The sequence below is a fragment of the Pseudomonas sp. YuFO8 genome (genome assembly GCF_035065025.1).
In the GTDB taxonomy this organism is placed as follows: Bacteria; Pseudomonadota; Gammaproteobacteria; order Pseudomonadales; family Pseudomonadaceae; genus Aquipseudomonas; species Aquipseudomonas putida_AE.
Genome location: NZ_JAXDEQ010000001.1, coordinates 88,241 through 107,359 on the forward strand (window position 1 = coordinate 88,241; position 19,119 = coordinate 107,359).

At 62.3% G+C, this 19,119-nt stretch carries 12 protein-coding genes and 1 pseudogene; 9 read left to right on the forward strand and 4 right to left on the reverse strand.

The annotated features are described in order from the left end of the window. Positions 1-13: 13 nt before the first annotated feature. Positions 14-862: a carboxylating nicotinate-nucleotide diphosphorylase gene (nadC, locus tag SOP95_RS00405; protein WP_274074063.1), complete on the reverse strand. Its 849-nt coding sequence runs from the start codon at positions 860-862 to the stop codon at positions 14-16. Between the two features lie 221 nt (positions 863-1,083). Between nadC and SOP95_RS00410 the strand changes: the two genes are divergently transcribed. The 5 genes and pseudogenes from SOP95_RS00410 to SOP95_RS00435 all read left to right on the forward strand — a co-directional run bounded on the left by SOP95_RS00410 (position 1,084) and on the right by SOP95_RS00435 (position 6,999). Further along, on the forward strand, positions 1,084-2,655 hold the full coding sequence (locus SOP95_RS00410) for a DUF1631 family protein (protein WP_323605492.1): 1,572 nt from the start codon (positions 1,084-1,086) through the stop codon (positions 2,653-2,655). A gap of 65 nt (positions 2,656-2,720) precedes the next feature. Further along, complete coding sequence (gene ampD / locus SOP95_RS00415; protein WP_274074061.1) at positions 2,721-3,278, forward strand: 1,6-anhydro-N-acetylmuramyl-L-alanine amidase AmpD; 558 nt, start codon at positions 2,721-2,723, stop codon at positions 3,276-3,278. Beyond that, positions 3,278-4,114 (forward strand): regulatory signaling modulator protein AmpE, encoded by an 837-nt coding sequence (gene ampE, locus SOP95_RS00420; RefSeq protein WP_274074060.1) that lies wholly within the window; start codon positions 3,278-3,280, stop codon positions 4,112-4,114. Before ampD ends, ampE begins: the two co-directional genes overlap by 1 nt. 1,671 nt (positions 4,115-5,785) lie before the next feature. Further along, positions 5,786-6,490 (forward strand): methyl-accepting chemotaxis protein, encoded by a 705-nt coding sequence (locus tag SOP95_RS32080; RefSeq protein WP_408601058.1) that lies wholly within the window; start codon positions 5,786-5,788, stop codon positions 6,488-6,490. A 120-nt stretch (positions 6,491-6,610) separates the two neighbouring features. Then, positions 6,611-6,999 (forward strand): annotated as a pseudogene (locus tag SOP95_RS00435) (hypothetical protein). On the opposite strand, the gene SOP95_RS00440 reads toward SOP95_RS00435, so the two are convergent. Together SOP95_RS00440 and cra are read right to left on the reverse strand one after the other, a co-directional pair. Continuing rightward, complete coding sequence (locus SOP95_RS00440; protein ID WP_323605495.1) at positions 7,000-7,776, reverse strand: TatD family hydrolase; 777 nt, start codon at positions 7,774-7,776, stop codon at positions 7,000-7,002. A gap of 3 nt (positions 7,777-7,779) precedes the next feature. Beyond that, positions 7,780-8,775 (reverse strand): catabolite repressor/activator, encoded by a 996-nt coding sequence (cra, locus tag SOP95_RS00445; protein ID WP_323605496.1) that lies wholly within the window; start codon positions 8,773-8,775, stop codon positions 7,780-7,782. Between the two features lie 294 nt (positions 8,776-9,069). Here cra and ptsP point away from each other — a divergent pair, with 294 nt between their 5' ends. The 4 genes from ptsP to SOP95_RS00465 all read left to right on the forward strand — a co-directional run bounded on the left by ptsP (position 9,070) and on the right by SOP95_RS00465 (position 16,259). Then, complete coding sequence (gene ptsP, locus SOP95_RS00450) at positions 9,070-11,931, forward strand: phosphoenolpyruvate--protein phosphotransferase (protein ID WP_323605498.1); 2,862 nt, start codon at positions 9,070-9,072, stop codon at positions 11,929-11,931. Beyond that, positions 11,931-12,872: a 1-phosphofructokinase gene (gene pfkB / locus SOP95_RS00455; RefSeq protein WP_323605499.1), complete on the forward strand. Its 942-nt coding sequence runs from the start codon at positions 11,931-11,933 to the stop codon at positions 12,870-12,872. The genes ptsP and pfkB overlap by 1 nt, the downstream gene beginning before the upstream one ends. A gap of 11 nt (positions 12,873-12,883) precedes the next feature. After that, positions 12,884-14,623 carry a PTS fructose-like transporter subunit IIB gene (locus tag SOP95_RS00460; RefSeq protein ID WP_323605500.1) on the forward strand — a complete coding sequence of 580 codons (1,740 nt, stop codon included), beginning with the start codon at positions 12,884-12,886 and terminating at the stop codon, positions 14,621-14,623. A gap of 94 nt (positions 14,624-14,717) precedes the next feature. Next, positions 14,718-16,259, forward strand: coding sequence for an alkaline phosphatase D family protein (locus SOP95_RS00465; protein ID WP_323605501.1), 1,542 nt, complete (start codon positions 14,718-14,720; stop codon positions 16,257-16,259). A 109-nt stretch (positions 16,260-16,368) separates the two neighbouring features. Here SOP95_RS00465 and SOP95_RS00470 read toward each other — a convergent pair whose 3' ends face one another. Next, positions 16,369-18,897, reverse strand: coding sequence for a sulfite reductase flavoprotein subunit alpha (locus SOP95_RS00470; protein ID WP_323605502.1), 2,529 nt, complete (start codon positions 18,895-18,897; stop codon positions 16,369-16,371). Positions 18,898-19,119: the final 222 nt, after the last annotated feature.

The window sequence follows — 19,119 nt, forward strand, 5'->3', positions numbered from 1 at the left end:
GGCTCGCAGCTCCTCAGAGGCTCAGTCGCATCGACAGATCCACAGCCTTCACATCCTTGGTCATCGCCCCAATCGAAATGTAATCCACCCCGGTTTCGGCAATCGGCAGCAATGTGCTTTCGTTGATCCCGCCGCTGGCCTCCAGCTTTGCCTTGCCATCGTTCAGGCGCACGGCTTCGCGCATGTCATCCAGGCTCAGTTCGTCGAGCATGATGATGTCGGCCCCGGCCGCCAGGGCTTCCTTGAGTTCATCCAGGCTTTCCACTTCGATCTCTACCGGCTTGCCCGGTGCAATCTTGTGCGCGGCAGCGATGGCCTGGGGGATGCCTCCGCTGGCGGCGATGTGGTTTTCCTTGATCAGGAAGGCGTCATACAGGCCGATGCGGTGGTTGTGGCAACCGCCGCAGGTGACCGCGTACTTTTGCGCCAGGCGCAGCCCCGGCAAGGTCTTGCGGGTGTCGAGCAGTTTCACCCGGGTTTCGGCAACGAAGTCTGCCAGTTGCTGCGCGCGAGTGGCGACACCAGAGAGCATTTGCAGGAAGTTCAGCGCGCTACGTTCGCCCGTCAGCAGCGAGCGGGCCGGCCCTTCGAGGTGGAACAACACCTGGTTGGGCTTTACGCGCTCGCCATCGGCGACCTGCCAATGCACCGCCACCCGTGGGTCCAACTGCCGGAACACAGTATCGACCCAGGCAGTGCCACAGATGACGGCGGCGTCGCGGGTGATGATGGTGGCTTTGGCCAGGCGTTCGGCCGGGATCAGCTGCGCGGTGATGTCGCCGCTGCCGATGTCTTCGAGCAGCGCGCGGCGCACGTTGGCTTCGATTTCGGCGTTCAAATCGGCGAGACGTAGATTCGGCATAAGCAACTCCACAAACAAAGTGGTCCGATTATAGGGCCATGCTACCGGGCAACCCAAGGCATCCGCATTGTTCCCGGTCGATTCCGTGCCTGATCGACATCCGTGAGACTGTTCTTTTCATGCGCAGCGAGCCTCGGGGTGGCGTTAGGGCGACCTTTATCCGATAATTCGCCTTGGATTTGACGTCACGACTTTGACGGCTGCAGATTTCAGGAGGCTGGATGCACAACGACGGGAATGTGGTGCCTTTGCGCAGGGTCGGTACCGACCAGACGACGCACCCGCCACTCGCCCGCCTGCCTGTCATCGTCCTGCAGGTTCGCGACAAGGCTACTCAACAGCTCAGGCAGGGCTTGCAGGCGCTGTTCGATAATGCCGACGATAGCCTCTTCGAAATGGCTGACCGGGCACTCGATGATGTTGAGCAGAACCTGTTGTTTGAGGCGATGCGCGATTTGCGCTTGAAGCGCAAAAGCATCGAGCGGTTGTTTTTCGAGCAATTCTTCGAGGCGTTCATCAGCCTCGGTCACTGCGACCTCGCTTACAGGGCCCTGCCTCGGTCATTGTCTGCCGATACCCGTGGGGCGCTGCCGGATGACGGGCTGGAGCGTAACCAGGCTTTGGATGCGATGGTCAATCAGGTGCTCTATCGCGACGGATTTGCCCTTGACCAACTCACCGCCCGCCTCAGTACGTTGCTGGGCAGGACGCTGATCGAGCAAAACAATCCCCTGGGGCCGACGATGCTCTGCCAGTGCTTCCTTGGGGCCGGACGCCACCTGGGCGTGGACATCAAGGTCAAGCTGATTATCCTCAAGCTGTTTGATCGCTATGTGCTCAGTAACGCCGGCCAGCTATACGCCCAGGCCAACCAACTGCTGGTCGCCACCGGTGTTCTGCCTGGCCTCACGCCCGCCCCGACCATCTCCACAACGGATAACGCCAGCGCCGGTGCGGTTGCCACGCCAGCAGATCCGCAGGCTGATGATATTGTGCCCGCGGTACTGGCGGCGCTGCAGGACCTGTTGTTGCAGGTGCGCGCGAGCATTGCCAATTCTCCTGAGGCCGAGGCCGGTGATCATGAGCGCGACAGTCTGTACCGGCGCATCGAGCAAGTGGCGCAGCGTTTTTTGGACGAGTTTGTCGACGACCCGGCGATATTTTCTGAACTGCTGAATGAATTCCTTGCGTTCGCCCGTGACGAACGCCGTCGCAGGGAATTGCTTGAGCAGCGGATTCGTGATGCCGAGGAAAGTCGCGGCAGAACCGCTTTGGCCCGCCAGCGAGTCGAGCAGGCTTTGAATCAGGCGCTGCTGGGCGAGAAATTGCCACAAAGTGTGCTGGGGTTCGTGCAAGACGCCTGGAGCAACGTTTTGCTGATGACCTGCCTCAAGCATGGCCATCTGTCGCTGCCGTGGCAGGCTGATGTGCAGACCATGGTGCAATTGATCTGGAGCGTCCAGCGTCATGACCTGCCCGATGCACGAGAGCATTTGTTGACGCTGGTCCCGGGGTTGCTCAAGTCATTGCGCGAGGGACTGAGCAGTTCGGCGTTCGATCCGTTTGCCACGAGCAAGTTTTTCACCGAGCTGGAGCGTTTGCACGTTCAATTGTTCGAGCATCCAGGGCATTCAGCAGGTGCGACGGCGATGGTCGAGGTGTTGGAGCCATTCACTCTGCCTACGGCTGGGGAAAGTCCCGCCGACACTGCTCGCGTGCTCGAGGATAGCGCATTGTTTGAACGCGCCCTGGCGTCGGTGATCGCAAAACTGCAGCGCCTCAATCGCGTCTAGTGATCGCCCCCGGTGGGCTATCGCGGCATACTGGGTGCCAACACAGTCGTCGTGAAGGAACCTGTATGCAGCTGGACCCCGCGAGCGGTTGGTGCAAGGGTGTGCATTTATGCCCCTCGCCCAACTTCAATGCGCGCCCCGAGGGCGAAATTTCCCTGCTGGTGATTCATAACATCAGCCTGCCGCCAGCGCAGTTCAAGACTGGCAAGGTGCAGGAGTTTTTCCAGAATCGTCTGGATGTCACGGAGCATCCCTACTTTCAAGGGATTGCCGACCTGCGGGTGTCTGCGCATTTTCTGATCGAGCGTGACGGGACCGTCACTCAGTTTGTCTCTTGCCTTGAGCGTGCCTGGCATGCGGGTGTTTCGAGTTTCGAGGGGCGGGAAACCTGTAACGATTTTTCCGTAGGCATCGAACTCGAAGGCACGGATGATCTGCCATTCGACGATGCGCAATACCGAGCGTTGACGACCCTGACTCGCCAGCTGCAAGCGGCGTTTCCGGCAATCACCACGCAACGCATCTGCGGGCACAGCGACATCGCCCCCGGGCGCAAGACTGATCCGGGGCCCGCGTTCGACTGGGCACGCTATCGGGCAGCCCTGGCACAAGAGGAAGGATAATGAGTTTTCTGGTGTTGCTGTTGGCGGTGTGGATCGAGAAATTTTCGGCCCTGCGCCATCGGGTTCAACGCGACGCTGGCTGGATTCGCGAGCTGCACAAGCTTGAACTCGGCCCGCGCCTGGTGAACCGTCCGTGGCTGGTCCTGGCGGTGCTGGTGTTGTTTCCGGTGGCGTTGCTGGGCTTGCTGCTGGTGGTGCTCGACCCAGTCGCCTACGGCCTGTTGGCGCTGCCGGTGCATTTGCTGGTGGTGATCTACAGCCTGGGTCGCGGTGATCTGCTGGCCGGTCTCGGTCCCTTCCGCGATGCCTGGCGTCGCGAAGACCTGCAAGCGGCGGCCCATGTGGCCAAGCGTGACCTGGACATCTGCGCCGACAATGCCGAGCAACTGCTGGAGCGGGTCGAAGGGCATTTGCTGTGGGAGGCCTACCAGAGCTTTTTCGCGATCATTTTCTGGTACTTCCTGCTGGGGCCGGTCGCCGCGCTGAGCTATCGATTGCTGGCCCTGGCCGAAGAACACGGGCAAAACCCCGCCGTGGTCGAGCGCGCCGCGCAACTGCGCCATGCATTCGACTGGGTGCCGGTGCGTCTGTTGGCCGCCAGCCTTGCCCTGGTCGGCAACTTTGTCGCGGTCAGCCGGGTGATGCTGCACGAACTGCTGAACTGGAACATCAGCGCCGCCCAACTGATCGAAAGGGTCGGACTGGTGGCCGGAGAAATCCCCGCCCCGGTGGTCGGGCCTGAGGGCATCCACAATCTTGACCGTATCTGGGAGTTGCTGCTGCGGGCGGCAGTGCTCTGGTATGCGGGGTTTGCGTTGTGGACTGTGTTGCCGTAGGAGCCGGCTTACCGAGTCGCCGCATGCTCGCGGATGCACCCGACCCACTGTAGGAGCTGGCTTGCCAGCGATGAAGGTCAACGATGACGCGTGGAGCCTGACACCCTGCGGTGTTCTCAGGTTTTTCGCGAGCAAGCTCGCTCCTACAGAGTTAACCGGGTTGCCCACAGCGCAGAACCTGGTACACGGTTCCCTGCCTGCGCAGCAAGAATTTGAGCGCACCGTTAACCTTAAGTTACAAAACATCCCCCTGATTTACGCTATACAGAGATAGCGCCGAATAGTGGCTATCTGCTGTCTCGCTGCGCCCACCCATAAAAATAAGAAATCCAAGGGAGACTTCCAGTGAAGAGCTTGCTCTATCCCGCCGTCGCGCTGATGAACCGCCTGAGTTTTGGCATGAAGTTCAGCCTGATCAGCGTACTGTTCCTGGTGCCAATGCTGGTCACCAACTTCTACCTGGTGCGTGACTCCTATCGCGAATTCCAGGGCACCCGGGTCGAACTGCAGAGCCTGGACCTGTTGGGCAGCAGCCTCGCATTACGGCGTGATCTGGAGACCCTGAACAATCTTGTGCAGATCAACGTCGCCCTGGGCCAATCCGGCAAGGCGGCGAATCTCGAGGCGCAGATCAATACGCTGGAACAAGGCGTTCTGGCACGCTTGCAGGGGTTGACGGCGATGGCCACCGATCCCGAGCAGATCGCATTGTTCGATGGCAAGCGCGATGAAATGATCAGCGCGTTCAAGGCCCAGCAGACGGAAAAATCCCTGCAAAGCAAAAGTGCACTGATCGGCAAACTGGTCGGCAATGCCCAGGTCTTCGGCCAGATTATCGCCAGCCAGGCCGGCCTGAGTCACGACAGCCAGAGTGACATGCGCCAGCTGAGCGAACTCGTCACCAGCATCACCCCGCGCATCACCCAGATGCTCGGCGAAGGCCGTGCATTGGGCTCCGCTTCGCTGGGCCAGGGGTTTCTAAATTCGTCGTCGAGTACGCGTTTCGATGAATTGCTCGCGCAAATCGAAAAGCTCCAGGCCGAGTATGGCCTGAAGCTGCAGGACGCCACGGGCTCCAGCAATGCCGCGCGTGAAGCCCTGGCTACCCCGGCTGACAGCAGCAAGGCCTCGTTGAAAAAGGCCAGTGAACTGTTCGAAGAGCAAGTGGTGATGGCCGACACGCTCGATGCACCGTGGCTGGCCTTTTACGATCAGGTCTCGACGCTGATGGGCCAGACCTACCAGCTCAATGAAGCCACCTTGAAATTTCTCGGTACCCAGTTGCAACAGCGCCTGGACCAGAACCGCACGCACATGATCCTGCAGGCCGTTGCGCTGTCGGTGGTGTTCGTACTGATCTTTTATCTTTACGGCGCCTTCTACGCCTCCACCCGCACCACCCTCAAGCGCCTTGGCGCGGTCATGGACAAGGTGGCGGCTGGCGACATGACGGTCACCTTCAATGCCCACAGCCGTGATGAACTGGGTGAGTTGGGCGAGGTGTTCAACGGTACCGTGAAAAAAATCCATGACTTGATCGAGCGTGTCGGGCAGACCGTCGGCGAAGTCGAGCGCCAGGCCGGGCAAGTCGAGAGTGTCTCGGCGCAAAGCAACCAGGCCGTGGCCGGGCAGCGCTCGCAGATCGAGCAGGTCGCCACGGCGATGAACCAGATGTCGGCCACCTCCCTGGAGGTGGCGCGCAGCGCGGCCGCCGCCGTCAGCAGCGCCCACAGTGTCAACGACGAAACGGTGAGCGGTCGTGGGCTGGTGCAGTCGCAGCAGGGCAGCATCGCGGCACTGGCCAGCGAAATCGACCAATCGGTGCAGGTGATCAACCAGTTGGCCAGCGACAGTCAGTCCATCAGCCGTGTGCTGGAGGTGATAAAGAGCATCGCCGAACAGACCAACCTGCTGGCGCTCAATGCCGCCATCGAGGCTGCCAGGGCGGGTGAGCAGGGTCGCGGGTTTGCGGTGGTGGCGGATGAAGTCCGCACGCTGGCCAAGCGCACCCAGCAATCGACCGAAGAGATCGAACAGATGATCGCCAAGCTGCACGGCGGTGTCGGGGCCGCGGTCAAGGCGATGGGCGTCAGCCATGAGATGGCCAGCGGCACGGTGGGGCAGTCGGAAAAGGTCCAGCAGGCCCTGGAAAATATCCTTGGGGCGGTCGGCATGATCGTCGACCAGAACCAGCAGATCGCCGCGGCTGTGGAACAGCAGACCGCAGTCGCCCATGACATTGACCAGAACATCGTCGAGATCAACCGTGCCGGAGAACGCACGGCCGAAGGTGCGCACCAGACCGAGGATGCCAGTCGAGCGCTTTCGGCGCAGGTGGTGGAGCTCAAACAGCTGATCAGCGCGTTCCGGGTCTGAAAGCTCTGTAGTACCTCTTCCCAATGCCTGGAGGAAACCTCCTGTTTTCCTCCGGGCTCTGGTTTTTCGGCTTCAATGAAGGAGTATCCACTTCACTGACCGCTTGGAGGAGGCACGGTTATGGCTGTTGCAACACTTGGAATCCAGGGTCGCTGTGCACATTGCCAGCGCACGCTGTTGCTTAAACCCTGGCAACTCAATGCCATTGCAATCAACGAAGCATTCACCTGTTCGCACTGCCAGAAACCCTGCAACTGTGCGACCCGAAACAGATCAGGCGCTTCAAGTCCCTGGACTCGATAGCCATGTTGAAGGCAAGCCTGTTGGTCACGATTTGCACCACATTGCTGGTGGTGCTGGTACTGGAATGGATCGGTATATTCAGCGTCGTGGAACAGCTGAATTTTTCGCTGGGCGCGATTTTCGTCTACTTCGTTGCCCTTCGATTTGCCCGTCAACGTCAGCACATGACGCTGATTCTCGAGGCTGCCAAGGCCCACGTCGACTGATTACCAGTTGAACAATTCACTGGCATTGGCGGTGCTGGCGGCGGCCAGTTGTTCGGGGGCGAGCGACATGATTTGCGCCAGCGCCGTGCAGATCGCCGGCAAGTGCGCCGGGCTGTTGCGCTGGCCGGGGAACATCGCGGGTGCCATGTCCGGCGAGTCGGTTTCCAGCACCACCGATTCCAGTGGCAACCGCGCGAGCACCCGGTGCATGCGCAGTGCCTGGGGCCAGGTCGCCGCGCCTCCGAGACCGAGCTTGAAACCGAGCTTGATGTATTCGCGGGCTTCTTCCTGGCTGCCGGCGAAGGCATGAATGATCCCGGCGCGTTTCAATTTGAAGCGTTTAAGCGTGGCAATCACGGCCGCATGACTGCGGCGCACATGAATCAGCGCGGGCAGGTGGAAATCCACCGCCAGTTGCAGTTGCGCGTCGAACAGCGCTTGCTGACGTTCGCGATCCAGGGTTTCGATGAAGTAGTCCAGGCCGATCTCGCCCACCGCACACAGCTGGCGATGGCCGGCCAAGCGCGTTAGCCAGTCGCCCAGTTCGGTGAGGTGCTCTGGGCGATGATCCTCGAGATACACCGGGTGCAAACCGAACGCCGCATGCAGGTCGGCATCGCTTTGCACCAGATCCCAGACACGTTGCCAATTGCCCTGATAAACCCCCAGCACCACCATCTGCCGCACCCCGAGTGCGCGGCTTTCGGCCATCAGCGCCTGACGATCCGCGTCGAAGTCGGGGAAGTCCAGGTGAGTGTGGGTGTCGATCAGGTCCATGGCTCAGTCCTGGCGAATACGTTGTTTGAACGTCCGCGCGATGGCCTGCACACCGGGTTGGTAATCGGATTGCTCGATGGCCGCCAGGGCGAGCGCGAGAGCCTTGTCGGCAATCAATTGGTGTTGCTGCGCCATGGCATTCACCGGCAGCGGCAGGAAATCAAGCAACTGGGTGTCACCAAATGTGCCGAGGCGCAGCGGACGGGTTTTCAGCGGGAAGTCGTGCAATGCATCGAACACGCCCTGCAGCAGGACATAGGACGTGGTCACCAGGGCTTCTGGCAAATGCCCTACGCGCTGGAGCAATTCTTCCATCAACTGTTTGCCGCATTCACGGCTGAACGAATCACCGTGTTCGATCAGGACCTCGCCGTCGTACCCGATCAAGGCCTCCTTGAAGCCGGCGGCCCGTTCCTGGCTGATGCTCAACTCGGGGCGGGCACCGATCAAGGCGATCTGTTTGGGCAGCGGATCAAGCAGGCTCCGGGTCAGATGCAGGCTGGCCTCGCGGTCGTCGCTGATCACCGAGCAGAAATACTCGGGCTCCATGACCCGGTCGATGGCGATGATCGGAATGCCTTTGGTTTGCAGCAGGCGATAGCTGTCGTCGCCCGGCGGCAGGCAACTGGCGACAATCAGGGCATCACAGCGACGGGCGCGGAACAGTTGCAGCAGTTGCCGTTCACTGTCGGGTGCATCGTCGGAGCTGGCGATCAACAGCTGATAGCCACGCGCCCGGGCACCTTGTTCCAGGAGCTTGGCGATCCGCGCGTAACTGGGGTTTTCCAGGTCCGGCAGAATGAAGCCCAAGGTTCGGGTGTGGCGACTGCGCAGGCCGGCCGCCTGGGGATTAGGCGTGAAGCCATGTTCTTCGACCACCGCGCGCACGCGCTCGACGGTAGCGCTGCTGATGCGTTGCTGTTCGGCCTTGCCATTGATGACGTAGCTGGCGGTGGTGACAGACACACCGGCCAGCTGGGCTATATCACTGAGTTTCAACCCGCTATTCCTTGTTTTCTCGAGGTTGCCTCGACATTTTCACCAATCCTACCCGATTCAGGCAGGCGACCTTTGTCACAACGCATCCGACAAGTTGGGCTTCAACGATGCAACATTATCGAGTAACGTGCCAATCACTCTAGATTAAACGATTCAGCAAGCGTATTTTCTACATTAATGGCTGCTTTGGCCGGTTCTGCCGCGAAACCACCAAAGATTGTTTAAAGACAAAGGCCTAAGCTGAATCATTCAAAAACAATACCTGGCGCCCCAAGGGTGCCAACAGGAGAAAGCATGCTCGAGCTCACCATAGAGCAGATATCCATGGGCCAGTCGGCTGTGGATAAGTCCGCCGCGCTGCAACTGCTGGCCCGGCACCTGGTTGCCGATGGCCTGGTTGACGAGGGCTACCTCGCCGGCTTGCAGGCACGCGAAGCCCAGGGCTCGACCTTTCTCGGTCAAGGTATTGCCATCCCCCACGGTACGCCCGAAACCCGCGATCAGGTGTTTTCCACAGGCGTACGCCTGATGCAATTCCCCGACGGCGTGGACTGGGGCGACGGACAGATTGTCTACCTGGCGATTGGTATTGCCGCCAAGTCCGACGAACACCTGCGCCTGTTGCAACTGCTGACCCGTGCCCTCGGTGAAACTGATCTGGGCCAGGCCTTGCGCCGCGCCGGTTCCGCCGAGGCCCTGCTGAAATTGCTGCAAGGGGCGCCGCAGGAGCTGGCGCTGGATGCGCAGATGATCGGCCTGGGCGTTGCCGCCGAAGATTTCGAGGAGTTGGTCTGGCGCGGCGCGCGTTTGCTGCGTCAGGCCGACTGCGTCAGCAACGGTTTCTCCGCCGTGTTGCAGCAGGTTGAAGCGCTGCCGCTGGGCGATGGCCTGTGGTGGCTGCACAGTGAGCAAACGGTCAAGCGCCCGGGCCTGGCGTTCGTCACCCCGGACAAACCGCTGCGTTACCTCGGCCAACCGCTGAACGGTTTATTTTGTCTGGCCAGTCTTGGCGAGGCCCATCAAGCGTTGCTCGAACGGCTGTGTGCGTTGCTGATAGAAGGTCGCGGCCATGAGTTAGGCCGCGCCACCAGTTGCCGCGCCGTGCTGGAAGTGCTGGGTGGTGAGCTGCCAGCCGATTGGCCGAGCGCGCGCATAACGCTGGCCAACGCCCACGGCCTGCATGCCCGTCCGGCGAAAATCCTCGCGCAACTGGCGAAGAGTTTTGAGGGTGAGATTCGTGTCCGCATCGTCGATGGCCAGGACAGCGCGGTGTCGGTCAAGAGCCTGAGCAAACTGCTCAGCCTCGGCGCCCGTCGTGGCCAGGTGCTGGAAATCATCGCCGAGCCAGGCATTGCTGCCGACGCCTTGCCCGCCTTGTTGGCCGCCATCGAAGAAGGCCTTGGTGAAGAAGTCGAGCCGCTGCCACCGATGAGTCAGCCGCGTGAAGAGATTGTCGAGGTGGCCCAGGTGCTGCTCGCCCCGGCGTCCGGCAGTCTGGTGCAGGCCATCGCGGCCGCCCCGGGAATCGCCATCGGCCCGGCGCATATCCAGGTGCTGCAAACCATCGATTACCCGCTGCGCGGAGAATCCGCCGGCATCGAGCGTGAGCGTCTCAAGCAAGCGTTGGCGCACGTTCGCCAGGACATCGGCGGCTTGATCGAGCGCAGCAAGGCCAAGGCTATCCGCGAGATTTTCATCACCCACCAGGAAATGCTCGACGATCCGGAATTGACCGATGAAGTCGACACCCGTCTCAAGCAGGGCGAAAGCGCGGAAGCGGCGTGGATGTCGGTGATCGAAGCCGCCGCCCGGCAACAGGAATCCTTGCAGGACGCCCTGCTCGCCGAGCGCGCCGCCGACCTGCGTGATATCGGTCGACGGGTGCTGGCGCAACTCAGTGGTGTCGAAACCCTGAGTGAACCTGAACAACCGTACATTCTGGTGATGGACGAAGTCGGTCCGTCCGACGTGGCGCGGCTTGATCCGACCCGGGTCGCCGGCATTCTCACCGCCCGGGGTGGCGCCACCGCCCACAGCGCGATTGTGGCACGGGCCCTGGGGATTCCAGCGCTGGTCGGCGCCGGTGCCGCGGTGTTGCTGCTGGCGCCGGGTACGCCGTTGTTGATCGATGGCCAGCGCGGTCGCCTGCATGTAGACGCTGATGCCGCCACGTTGCAACGCGCCACCGTAGAGCGCGACACCCGCGAACAACGCCTGAAAGCCGCCGCCGAGCAACGCCATCAACCGGCGTTGACCACCGACGGTCACGCCGTCGAAGTGTTCGCCAACATCGGCGAAAGCGCCGGCGTCACCAGCGCGGTGGAGCAGGGCGCCGAAGGCATCGGTCTGCTGCGCACCGAGCTGATTTTCATGGCCCACCCGCAAGCGCCGGACGAGGCGACCCAGGAAGCCGAATACCGCCGCGTGCTCGATGGCCTGGCCGGTCGGCCGCTGGTGGTGCGCACTCTGGATGTGGGCGGCGATAAACCGCTGCCGTATTGGCCGATCGCCAAGGAAGAAAACCCGTTCCTCGGCGTGCGCGGCATTCGCTTGACCCTGCAACGGCCGCAGATCATGGAAGCGCAGTTGCGCGCCTTGCTGCGCGCCGCCGACAACCGTCCGCTGCGGATCATGTTCCCGATGGTCGGCAGCGTCGACGAGTGGCGCCAGGCCCGGGACATGACCGAGCGCCTGCGCCTGGAAATACCGGTGGCGGACCTGCAATTGGGGATCATGATCGAAGTGCCATCGGCCGCCTTGCTGGCGCCGGTGCTGGCCAGGGAAGTCGATTTTTTCAGCGTCGGCACCAATGACCTGACGCAATACACCCTGGCCATCGACCGTGGCCATCCGACCTTGTCGGCCCAGGCGGATGGCTTGCATCCGGCGGTGCTGCAACTGATCGACATCACCGTGCGCGCGGCCCATGCCCATGGCAAGTGGGTGGGCGTGTGCGGCGAGCTGGCGGCCGATCCGCTGGCGGTGCCGGTGCTGGTCGGCCTGGGTGTGGATGAGCTCAGTGTCGGCGGGCGCAGCATTGCCGAGGTCAAGGCGCGAATTCGCGAGCTCAGTCTCGCCCAGGCCCGCACGCTGGCCCAACAAGCCCTGCTCGTGGGCAGCGCCAATGAAGTACGTGAATTAGTGGAGGCCCTGTAATGGCCAAGATTCTGACCCTGACCCTGAACCCTGCGCTAGACCTTACGGTCGAGTTGTCGCGCCTGGAGGCCGGTCAGGTCAACCGCAGCGACGCCATGCACACCCACGCCGCCGGCAAAGGGGTGAACGTGGCGCAAGTGCTGGCAGACCTGGGGCATCAACTGACGGTCAGCGGCTTCCTCGGCGAAGACAATCCGCAGGCGTTTGAAACCCTGTTCGCCAAACGCGGTTTTGTCGATGCCTTTATCCGGGTTCCCGGTGAGACACGCAGCAATATCAAACTGGCGGAAAGCGATGGGCGCATCACCGACCTCAATGGGCCGGGACCGCTGGTCAGTGCTGAGGCGCAGCAGGCCTTGCTCGAGCGACTCGAGCGGATTGCACCTGGGCATGACGCGGTCGTGGTGGCCGGCAGCCTGCCCCAGGGCATCAGCCCGCAGTGGTTGCAGGCGTTGATCGTGCGCTTGAAAGGCCTGGGCCTGAAGGTGGCCCTCGACACCAGTGGGCCGGCCTTGCGTGCCGCGCTCAAGGCCGGTCCATGGTTGATCAAGCCCAATGCCGAGGAGCTGGCTGAAGTGCTCGGTGGCGAGGTGGTGTCGGTGATGGCCCAGGCGCAAGCCGCCAGCCGTCTGCACGGCCAAGGCATTGAACATGTGGTGATCTCCCACGGCGCTGAAGGCGTGAACTGGTTCAGTGTCGGATCGGCGTTGCACGCCACGCCCCCCAAAGTCAGTGTCGCCAGCACGGTCGGAGCGGGTGATTCGCTGCTGGCCGGCATGCTGCATGGCCTGGTCAGCGCCGACACGCCGGAGCAGACGTTGCGCACAGCCACGGCGATCGCCGCGATGGCGGTCACCCAGATCGGTTTCGGTATCAGCGATGCGGCGCAACTGGCGCAGCTCGAACAGGGTGTGCGCGTGCGCCCCCTGACAGAACAATAAGAGGGTTGGTCATGAAGTTAGCCATTGTTACTGCCTGCCCGAACGGCATGGTCACCAGTGTGCTGTGTGCCCGCTTGCTCGATGCGGCGGCCCAGCGTCAGGGCTGGAGCACCAGTGTCGAGATCAGCGATGCGGCGCACCCCGAACGGCAATTGTCGGCGGCCACGATCGACGCGGCCGAATGGGTGTTGCTGGTGACCAGCGCGCCTGTGGATATGTCGCGCTTCGTCGGCAAGCGCTTGTTCCAGAGCACCCCGGCCCAGGCGCTGCAAGATGTCGAAGCGGTGCTGCGTCGTGGCGCTGAAGAGGCTCAGGTGTATGTCGCACCTCAAGCCGTGGTCGAGCCGGTGGCCGTGGTCAAGAACGCGCCGCGACTGGTTGCCGTGACGGCCTGTCCGACCGGTGTCGCCCACACCTTCATGGCGGCCGAAGCCTTGCAGCAAGCGGCCAAGCGCCTGGGCTATGACTTGCAGGTGGAAACCCAGGGCTCGGTCGGCGCACGCAACCCGCTGAGCAGCGACGCGATTGCCGACGCCGATGTGGTACTGCTGGCGGCGGACATCGAAGTCGCCACCGAGCGTTTTGCCGGCAAGAAGATTTACCGTTGCGGCACCGGCATTGCTCTCAAGCAGGCTGAGGCAACGCTGAATAAAGCGCTGGCCGAAGGCAAGCAGGAAACCGCCTCGACCGGTGCCAAGGGGCCAGCCAGGCAAGAGAAGACCGGCGTCTACAAACACCTGCTGACCGGCGTGTCGTTCATGTTGCCGATGGTGGTGGCGGGCGGCTTGATGATCGCCTTGTCGTTCGTGTTCGGCATTACCGCGTTCAAGGAAGAGGGGACGCTGGCGGCGGCGCTGATGCAGATCGGCGGCGAGACTGCGTTCAAGCTGATGGTGCCGTTGTTGGCGGGTTATATCGCCTACTCGATTGCCGACCGTCCGGGCCTGGCGCCGGGGATGATTGGCGGGTTGCTGGCGAGTACCCTGGGCGCCGGGTTCATCGGCGGGATCATCGCCGGTTTTATCGCCGGTTACGCGGCGCAGGCGATCAATCGTTATGCACGGTTGCCGCAGAGTCTTGAGGCACTGAAACCGATCCTGATCATCCCGTTGCTGGCGAGCCTGTTCACCGGCCTGGTGATGATCTACGTGGTCGGAAAACCGGTGGCGGGCATGCTCGCCGGGCTTACGCACTTCCTCGACAGCATGGGCACCACCAACGCGATTCTGCTCGGCGTGTTGCTGGGCGGCATGATGTGCGTCGACCTCGGCGGGCCGATCAACAAGGCTGCCTATGCGTTTTCGGTCGGGTTGCTGGCGTCGTCGAGTTATGCACCGATGGCGGCGACAATGGCCGCCGGCATGGTGCCGCCGATCGGCCTGGGCATCGCCACGTTCATCGCCCGGCGCAAGTTCGCCCAGACTGAACGCGAGGCAGGTAAGGCGGCGCTGGTGCTGGGGCTGTGCTTCATCTCCGAAGGCGCAATTCCGTTTGCCGCGAAGGACCCGCTGCGGGTGATCCCGGCGAGCATTGCCGGCGGTGCGCTGACCGGTGCGTTGTCGATGTACTTCGGCTGCAAGCTGATGGCGCCCCATGGCGGGTTGTTCGTGTTGGCGATTCCGAATGCGATCAACCATGCGCTGCTGTATCTGCTGGCGATTGTTGCCGGGAGTTTGTTGACGGCGGTGGTGTATGCGCTGGTCAAGCGGCCGGAGGGGGTGGAGTTGGCGTTGGAGCCCGTCAAGGCATAGATCAAAAGATCGCAGCCTTCGGCAGCTCCTACATTGGAATGCATTCCCCTGTAGGAGCTGCCGAAGGCTGCGATCTTTTTTCCGGGAGAACACCATGAGCGAATTCGACTCCGGTCGGCGGCGTGTCATCCAGGCGCTCGGTGCCGGTTTGTTGATGCCGAGCCTGGCACCGGCGGTGATCGCTTCGGTCAAGGATCGTCCGCAACTCACCGATGGCGTGCAGTCCGGCGACTTGCAGGGCGATAAAGCGATCGTCTGGAGCCGCTGCGATCGCCCCGCACGCATGGTGGTGGAGTGGGACACCCGCAGTCTTTTTCCCAACCCCCGGCGCTTCGTCTCGGCGCTGACAGACGCCCGCAGCGACTTCACGGCGCGGGTCGATCTCACCGGCCTGCCCGCCGACCAAGCGATTTTCTACCGTGTGCAATTCGAAGACGCCCAGAGCGGCGTCGCCAGCGAGCCGTGGTTCGGCCACCTGCGCAGCGTGCCCCAGACCCGGCGCGACATTCGTTTCGTCTGGAGCGGCGACACTGCTGGCCAGGGCTACGGTATCAATCCAGACATCGGCGGCATGCGCATCTACGAAGCGATGCGCCTGCGCCTGCCGGACTTTTTTATCCACAGCGGCGACACCATCTATGCTGACGGCCCGATACCGGCGCAGCTCCTCACCGAGGGCGGCCGGGTGTGGCGCAACATTACCAGCGAGGCGAAGAGCAGGGTCGCCAAAAGCCTCGACGATTTCCGTGGCAATTACCGCTACAACCTGATGGACGAAAACATCCGCCGCTTCAACGCCGAAGTCCCGCAGATCTGGCAATGGGATGACCACGAAGTGGTGAACAACTGGTCTCCGGGCACAGCACTGGGTGTGCGCTACGCCAACAAAGATATCCACAGCCTGGTCAGTCGTGGACGTCAGGCCTGGCTCGAATATGCACCGATGCGCTGGCAGAGCGCCGAGGGTGGCAAACGGATTTACCGTCAAATCGATTACGGGCCGTTGCTCGATGTGTTCGTGCTCGACATGCGCAGTTATCGCGGGGCCAATGACGCCAACCTGGGCGATGCCAAACCGTTTCTTGGGCGCGAGCAACTGGACTGGCTGAAGGCTTCGTTGAAAGCGTCCAAGGCCCAATGGAAAGTCATCGCCGCCGACATGTCGATTGGCCTCGGCGCACCGGATGGCAAGGTCAGCCCCGGCGTGACGCGCTGGGAAGCGGTGGCCAACGGTGACCCCGGACCGGCTCAGGGGCGGGAGCTGGAAATCGCCGAGCTGCTGGGTTTTCTGCGGGCGCAGCAGGTGCGCAATTTTGTCTGGCTGACGGCGGAGGTGCACTATTGCGCGGCGCATCACTATCACCCTGACCGTGCCGCGTTCCAGGACTTCGAACCGTTCTGGGAGTTTGTCGCGGGGCCGCTGAATGCGGGGAGCTTCGGCCCGGACACGCTGGACAGAACCTTCGGTCCTGAAGTGGTGTTCGAGAAAGCGCCACCGGTGCACAACATGTCGCCGTTTGGCGGATTCCAGTTTTTTGGCGAGGTGAACATCGACGGGCAGAGCGGGGAGTTGAGTGTGGTGTTGCGGGATCTGGAGGGGGTGGGGGTGTTCGAGCAGAAGTTGCAACCTCTGTAACAACACCAATCCCATCCTCCTGTAGGAGCTGCCGCAGGCTGCGATCTTTTGATGTTGAAAAAAAATCAAAAGATCGCAGCCTGCGGCAGCTCCTACAAGGGCGTGCGGGTCAGTAGACGTCGCGGCGGTAGCGGCCCTGTTCGATCAGGCGCTCGACCTCGGCAGCGCCGAGTACATCGTTGAGCACTTGATCGACGCCTGAGGCCATGCCCTGCAGGCTGCCGCAGATGTAGATCACCGCACCGTCCGCCAGCCATTTCTTCAGCTCATTGGCCGATTCGCGCAGGCGATCCTGCACGTAGATCTTCTCGGCCTGGTCCCGGGAAAACGCCAGGTCCAGGCGCTCGAGATCGCCGGCAATCAACCACTCTTCCAGCTCATCGCGACACAGGTAGTCGTGCTCACGATTGCGCTCGCCGAACAACAGCCAGTGACGCTGTTGGCCATCGGCGATGCGCGCCTTGAGCAGGCTGCGCAAGCCGGCGAGGCCGGTGCCGTTGCCCAGCAGGATCATCGGCACCGGTTCATTGGGCAGGTGGAAGCCGCTGTTGCGCCGCACCCGCAGGCTGATGCTGCCGCCCACGGGGGCGTGTTCGGTCAGCCAGCCGGAACCGACGCCAAGGCTGCCATCGGCATGCAGCTCCTGGCGCACGATCAGCTCCAGGACACCATCGGCGGCAATCGAGGCGATGGAGTACTCGCGCATCGCCAACGGCACCAGCGCATCCACCAGCGCCTGGGCATGCAAGCCGACCAGGTGCGTACGGTTCTCGGGCAGTTGGCGACCGGCGAGGGCCTGCTCCAGGGTTTGCGCCAAGCCATCGAGTTCAATCGTGGCGCGGCCGTCGATCCCCAGGCCGTCGAGGAAGTGTTCGATGGCCCAAGGGCAATTGCGTGGCAGCACTTCCACCAGGTCACCGGCCAGCCAACTGCTGGTGGTGGGGGCGGCCAGGCCAAGCAGGTACACCGGGGCACCGCTGCTGTCCGGGTTGAGCAGCTCGCGACGGGTCAGGGTCCAGTTGTCGTAACGCGGGGCCTGCCAGGTGTCGATCGGCGCCTGGCCGGTCAGCTGGCCGAGTTGCTGCTGCCAGTGACGCAAGGCATAGGGGTCGCCACTGTCGACTTCCACCGGTGCGAACAAGGTCTTGCCGCCGTGCTCGCCCAGCCAGTTGTGCAGGCGGTGGGCGAACCCGCAGAAGTGCTGATACTGCCGGTCGCCGAGCCCAAGCACAGCGTAGTTCAGGCTCTCGAGGCTCAACGCACGGCCCAGCACCTTGCGTTCGAAACCGCGGGCGCTGTCCGGGGCCTCGCCGTCGCCAAAGGTACTGACCACGAACAGCGCATTGCTTGAGCCCTGCAGATCCTGCTCGCTGACAGTGGCCAACGGCTGCACGTTGACTGGCAGGCCAGCAGCCTGCAACTGGCCGGCGGTCTGCCAGGCCAGTTGCTCGGCAAAGCCACTCTGGCTGGCGAAACCGATCAGCCATGCCGGGGTGTCGCCGGCGGGTTGGGCCAGGCCTTTGCGGGCGTCCTTGATCTGGCGTTTCTTGCGCCGACGATCCAGGTACAGCAGCCAGCCGGTGATGAAGAACAGCGGCATGCTCAAGGCCGTGAGCGTCAGGATGATGCGTCCGACGATGCCGAAGTAGCTGCCCACGTGCAGCGCATAGATGCTGGTCAGCAGTTGCGCTTTGACTCTCTTGTCGCTGTAGCGGTCATGGCGTTTGATCGCGCCGGTCACCGGGTCGAGGCTTATCTGGTTCAGCGCACGGTCGTGGGGCGAGTTTTTCAACAGGTAGAAAACGGTCGCCGGTTGCCCGGCCACGGGGGGCATGCGCGTGTTGTAGAAGCTCAGGTCGGGACCGGCGGCGCTGTAGATGCTGCTCCACATCGCCGAATAATCGGCCGTCGGCGCCGGACCGCTTGGCCCAGGGCCGCGTCCGCCGCGCACACGTTCGTTCTGCGGCGAATCGGAAAGCAATCGGGTCAGGCCCTTGTTGTACCACTCGTAGGACCAGGACAGCCCGGTCAACGCGGCCAGGAGGTAAAACACCAGGCACCAGGTGCCGGCAATCGAGTGCAGGTCCCAGTTGAAGCTGCGGCCTTTTTTCTTCCAGTCGAGGGTCAGCCAGGCGCGCCAGCTTTTCCACTGGCGAGGCCAGCGCAGGTACAGGCCGGACAGGCAGAAGAACACCAGGATCAGGGTGCAGGCACCGGTGATCTGCCGACCGGTATCGCCCATGGCAAGGAAGCGGTGCAGTTGCAGCATCAGGCCGAAGAAGCCCTGGCCGGTGGCGTCGCCCAGCAGTTCACCGGTGTAGGGGTCGAAGTAGCGCATGGGGCCGCGCCGCTCGCCCGCTGGCGGAGTGAAGAACACTTTGGCGGCAGTGTCGCTGTCGATGCCCACCGAGAGCATTGCGACTTTCATGCCCGTCGTCGCTTCGATCTTTTCCACCAGATCGGCGGGTGGCAGCACGCCAGCGACTTGCTTCTGGACTTGCAACACGGAAGGGTTCAGCGCGGACAGGATCTCATCCTGAAACGAGACCGTCGCACCGGTGATGCCCATCAGGGCCAGGACCAGTCCGGCAGTGATGCCAAAAAACCAGTGCAACTGGAACAGGGTTTTCTTCAACACGTCGCTCGCCTTGTTCGTTCAAAAGTAATCATCACGGCGCGCATTATGCCGTGGGTTGTCGAGAAACATTCCCTTTGCACACAAAAGCCCCGTTCACCTGGATGAACGGGGCTGGCCCCCTGTGAGCTGTCGAAGGCTGCGATCCTTTGATCTTGAAAAACAAAATCAAAAGATCGCAGCCTGCGGCAGCTCCTACAGGTGAGTACGCATTGCCCTGTAGGA

What these genes read in the sequence shown, in the direction of transcription:
- SOP95_RS00440 (WP_323605495.1), bottom strand. Translation starts at nt 7,776, where the DNA reads ATGGACCTGATCGACACCCACACTCACCTGGACTTCCCCGACTTCGAC.
- nadC (WP_274074063.1), bottom strand. Translation starts at nt 862, where the DNA reads ATGCCGAATCTACGTCTCGCCGATTTGAACGCCGAAATCGAAGCCAAC.
- SOP95_RS00410 (WP_323605492.1), top strand. Translation starts at nt 1,084, where the DNA reads ATGCACAACGACGGGAATGTGGTGCCTTTGCGCAGGGTCGGTACCGAC.
- ampD (WP_274074061.1), top strand. Translation starts at nt 2,721, where the DNA reads ATGCAGCTGGACCCCGCGAGCGGTTGGTGCAAGGGTGTGCATTTATGC.
- SOP95_RS00460 (WP_323605500.1), top strand. Translation starts at nt 12,884, where the DNA reads ATGAAGTTAGCCATTGTTACTGCCTGCCCGAACGGCATGGTCACCAGT.
- pfkB (WP_323605499.1), top strand. Translation starts at nt 11,931, where the DNA reads ATGGCCAAGATTCTGACCCTGACCCTGAACCCTGCGCTAGACCTTACG.
- ampE (WP_274074060.1), top strand. Translation starts at nt 3,278, where the DNA reads ATGAGTTTTCTGGTGTTGCTGTTGGCGGTGTGGATCGAGAAATTTTCG.
- SOP95_RS32080 (WP_408601058.1), top strand. Translation starts at nt 5,786, where the DNA reads ATGTCGGCCACCTCCCTGGAGGTGGCGCGCAGCGCGGCCGCCGCCGTC.
- SOP95_RS00465 (WP_323605501.1), top strand. Translation starts at nt 14,718, where the DNA reads ATGAGCGAATTCGACTCCGGTCGGCGGCGTGTCATCCAGGCGCTCGGT.
- ptsP (WP_323605498.1), top strand. Translation starts at nt 9,070, where the DNA reads ATGCTCGAGCTCACCATAGAGCAGATATCCATGGGCCAGTCGGCTGTG.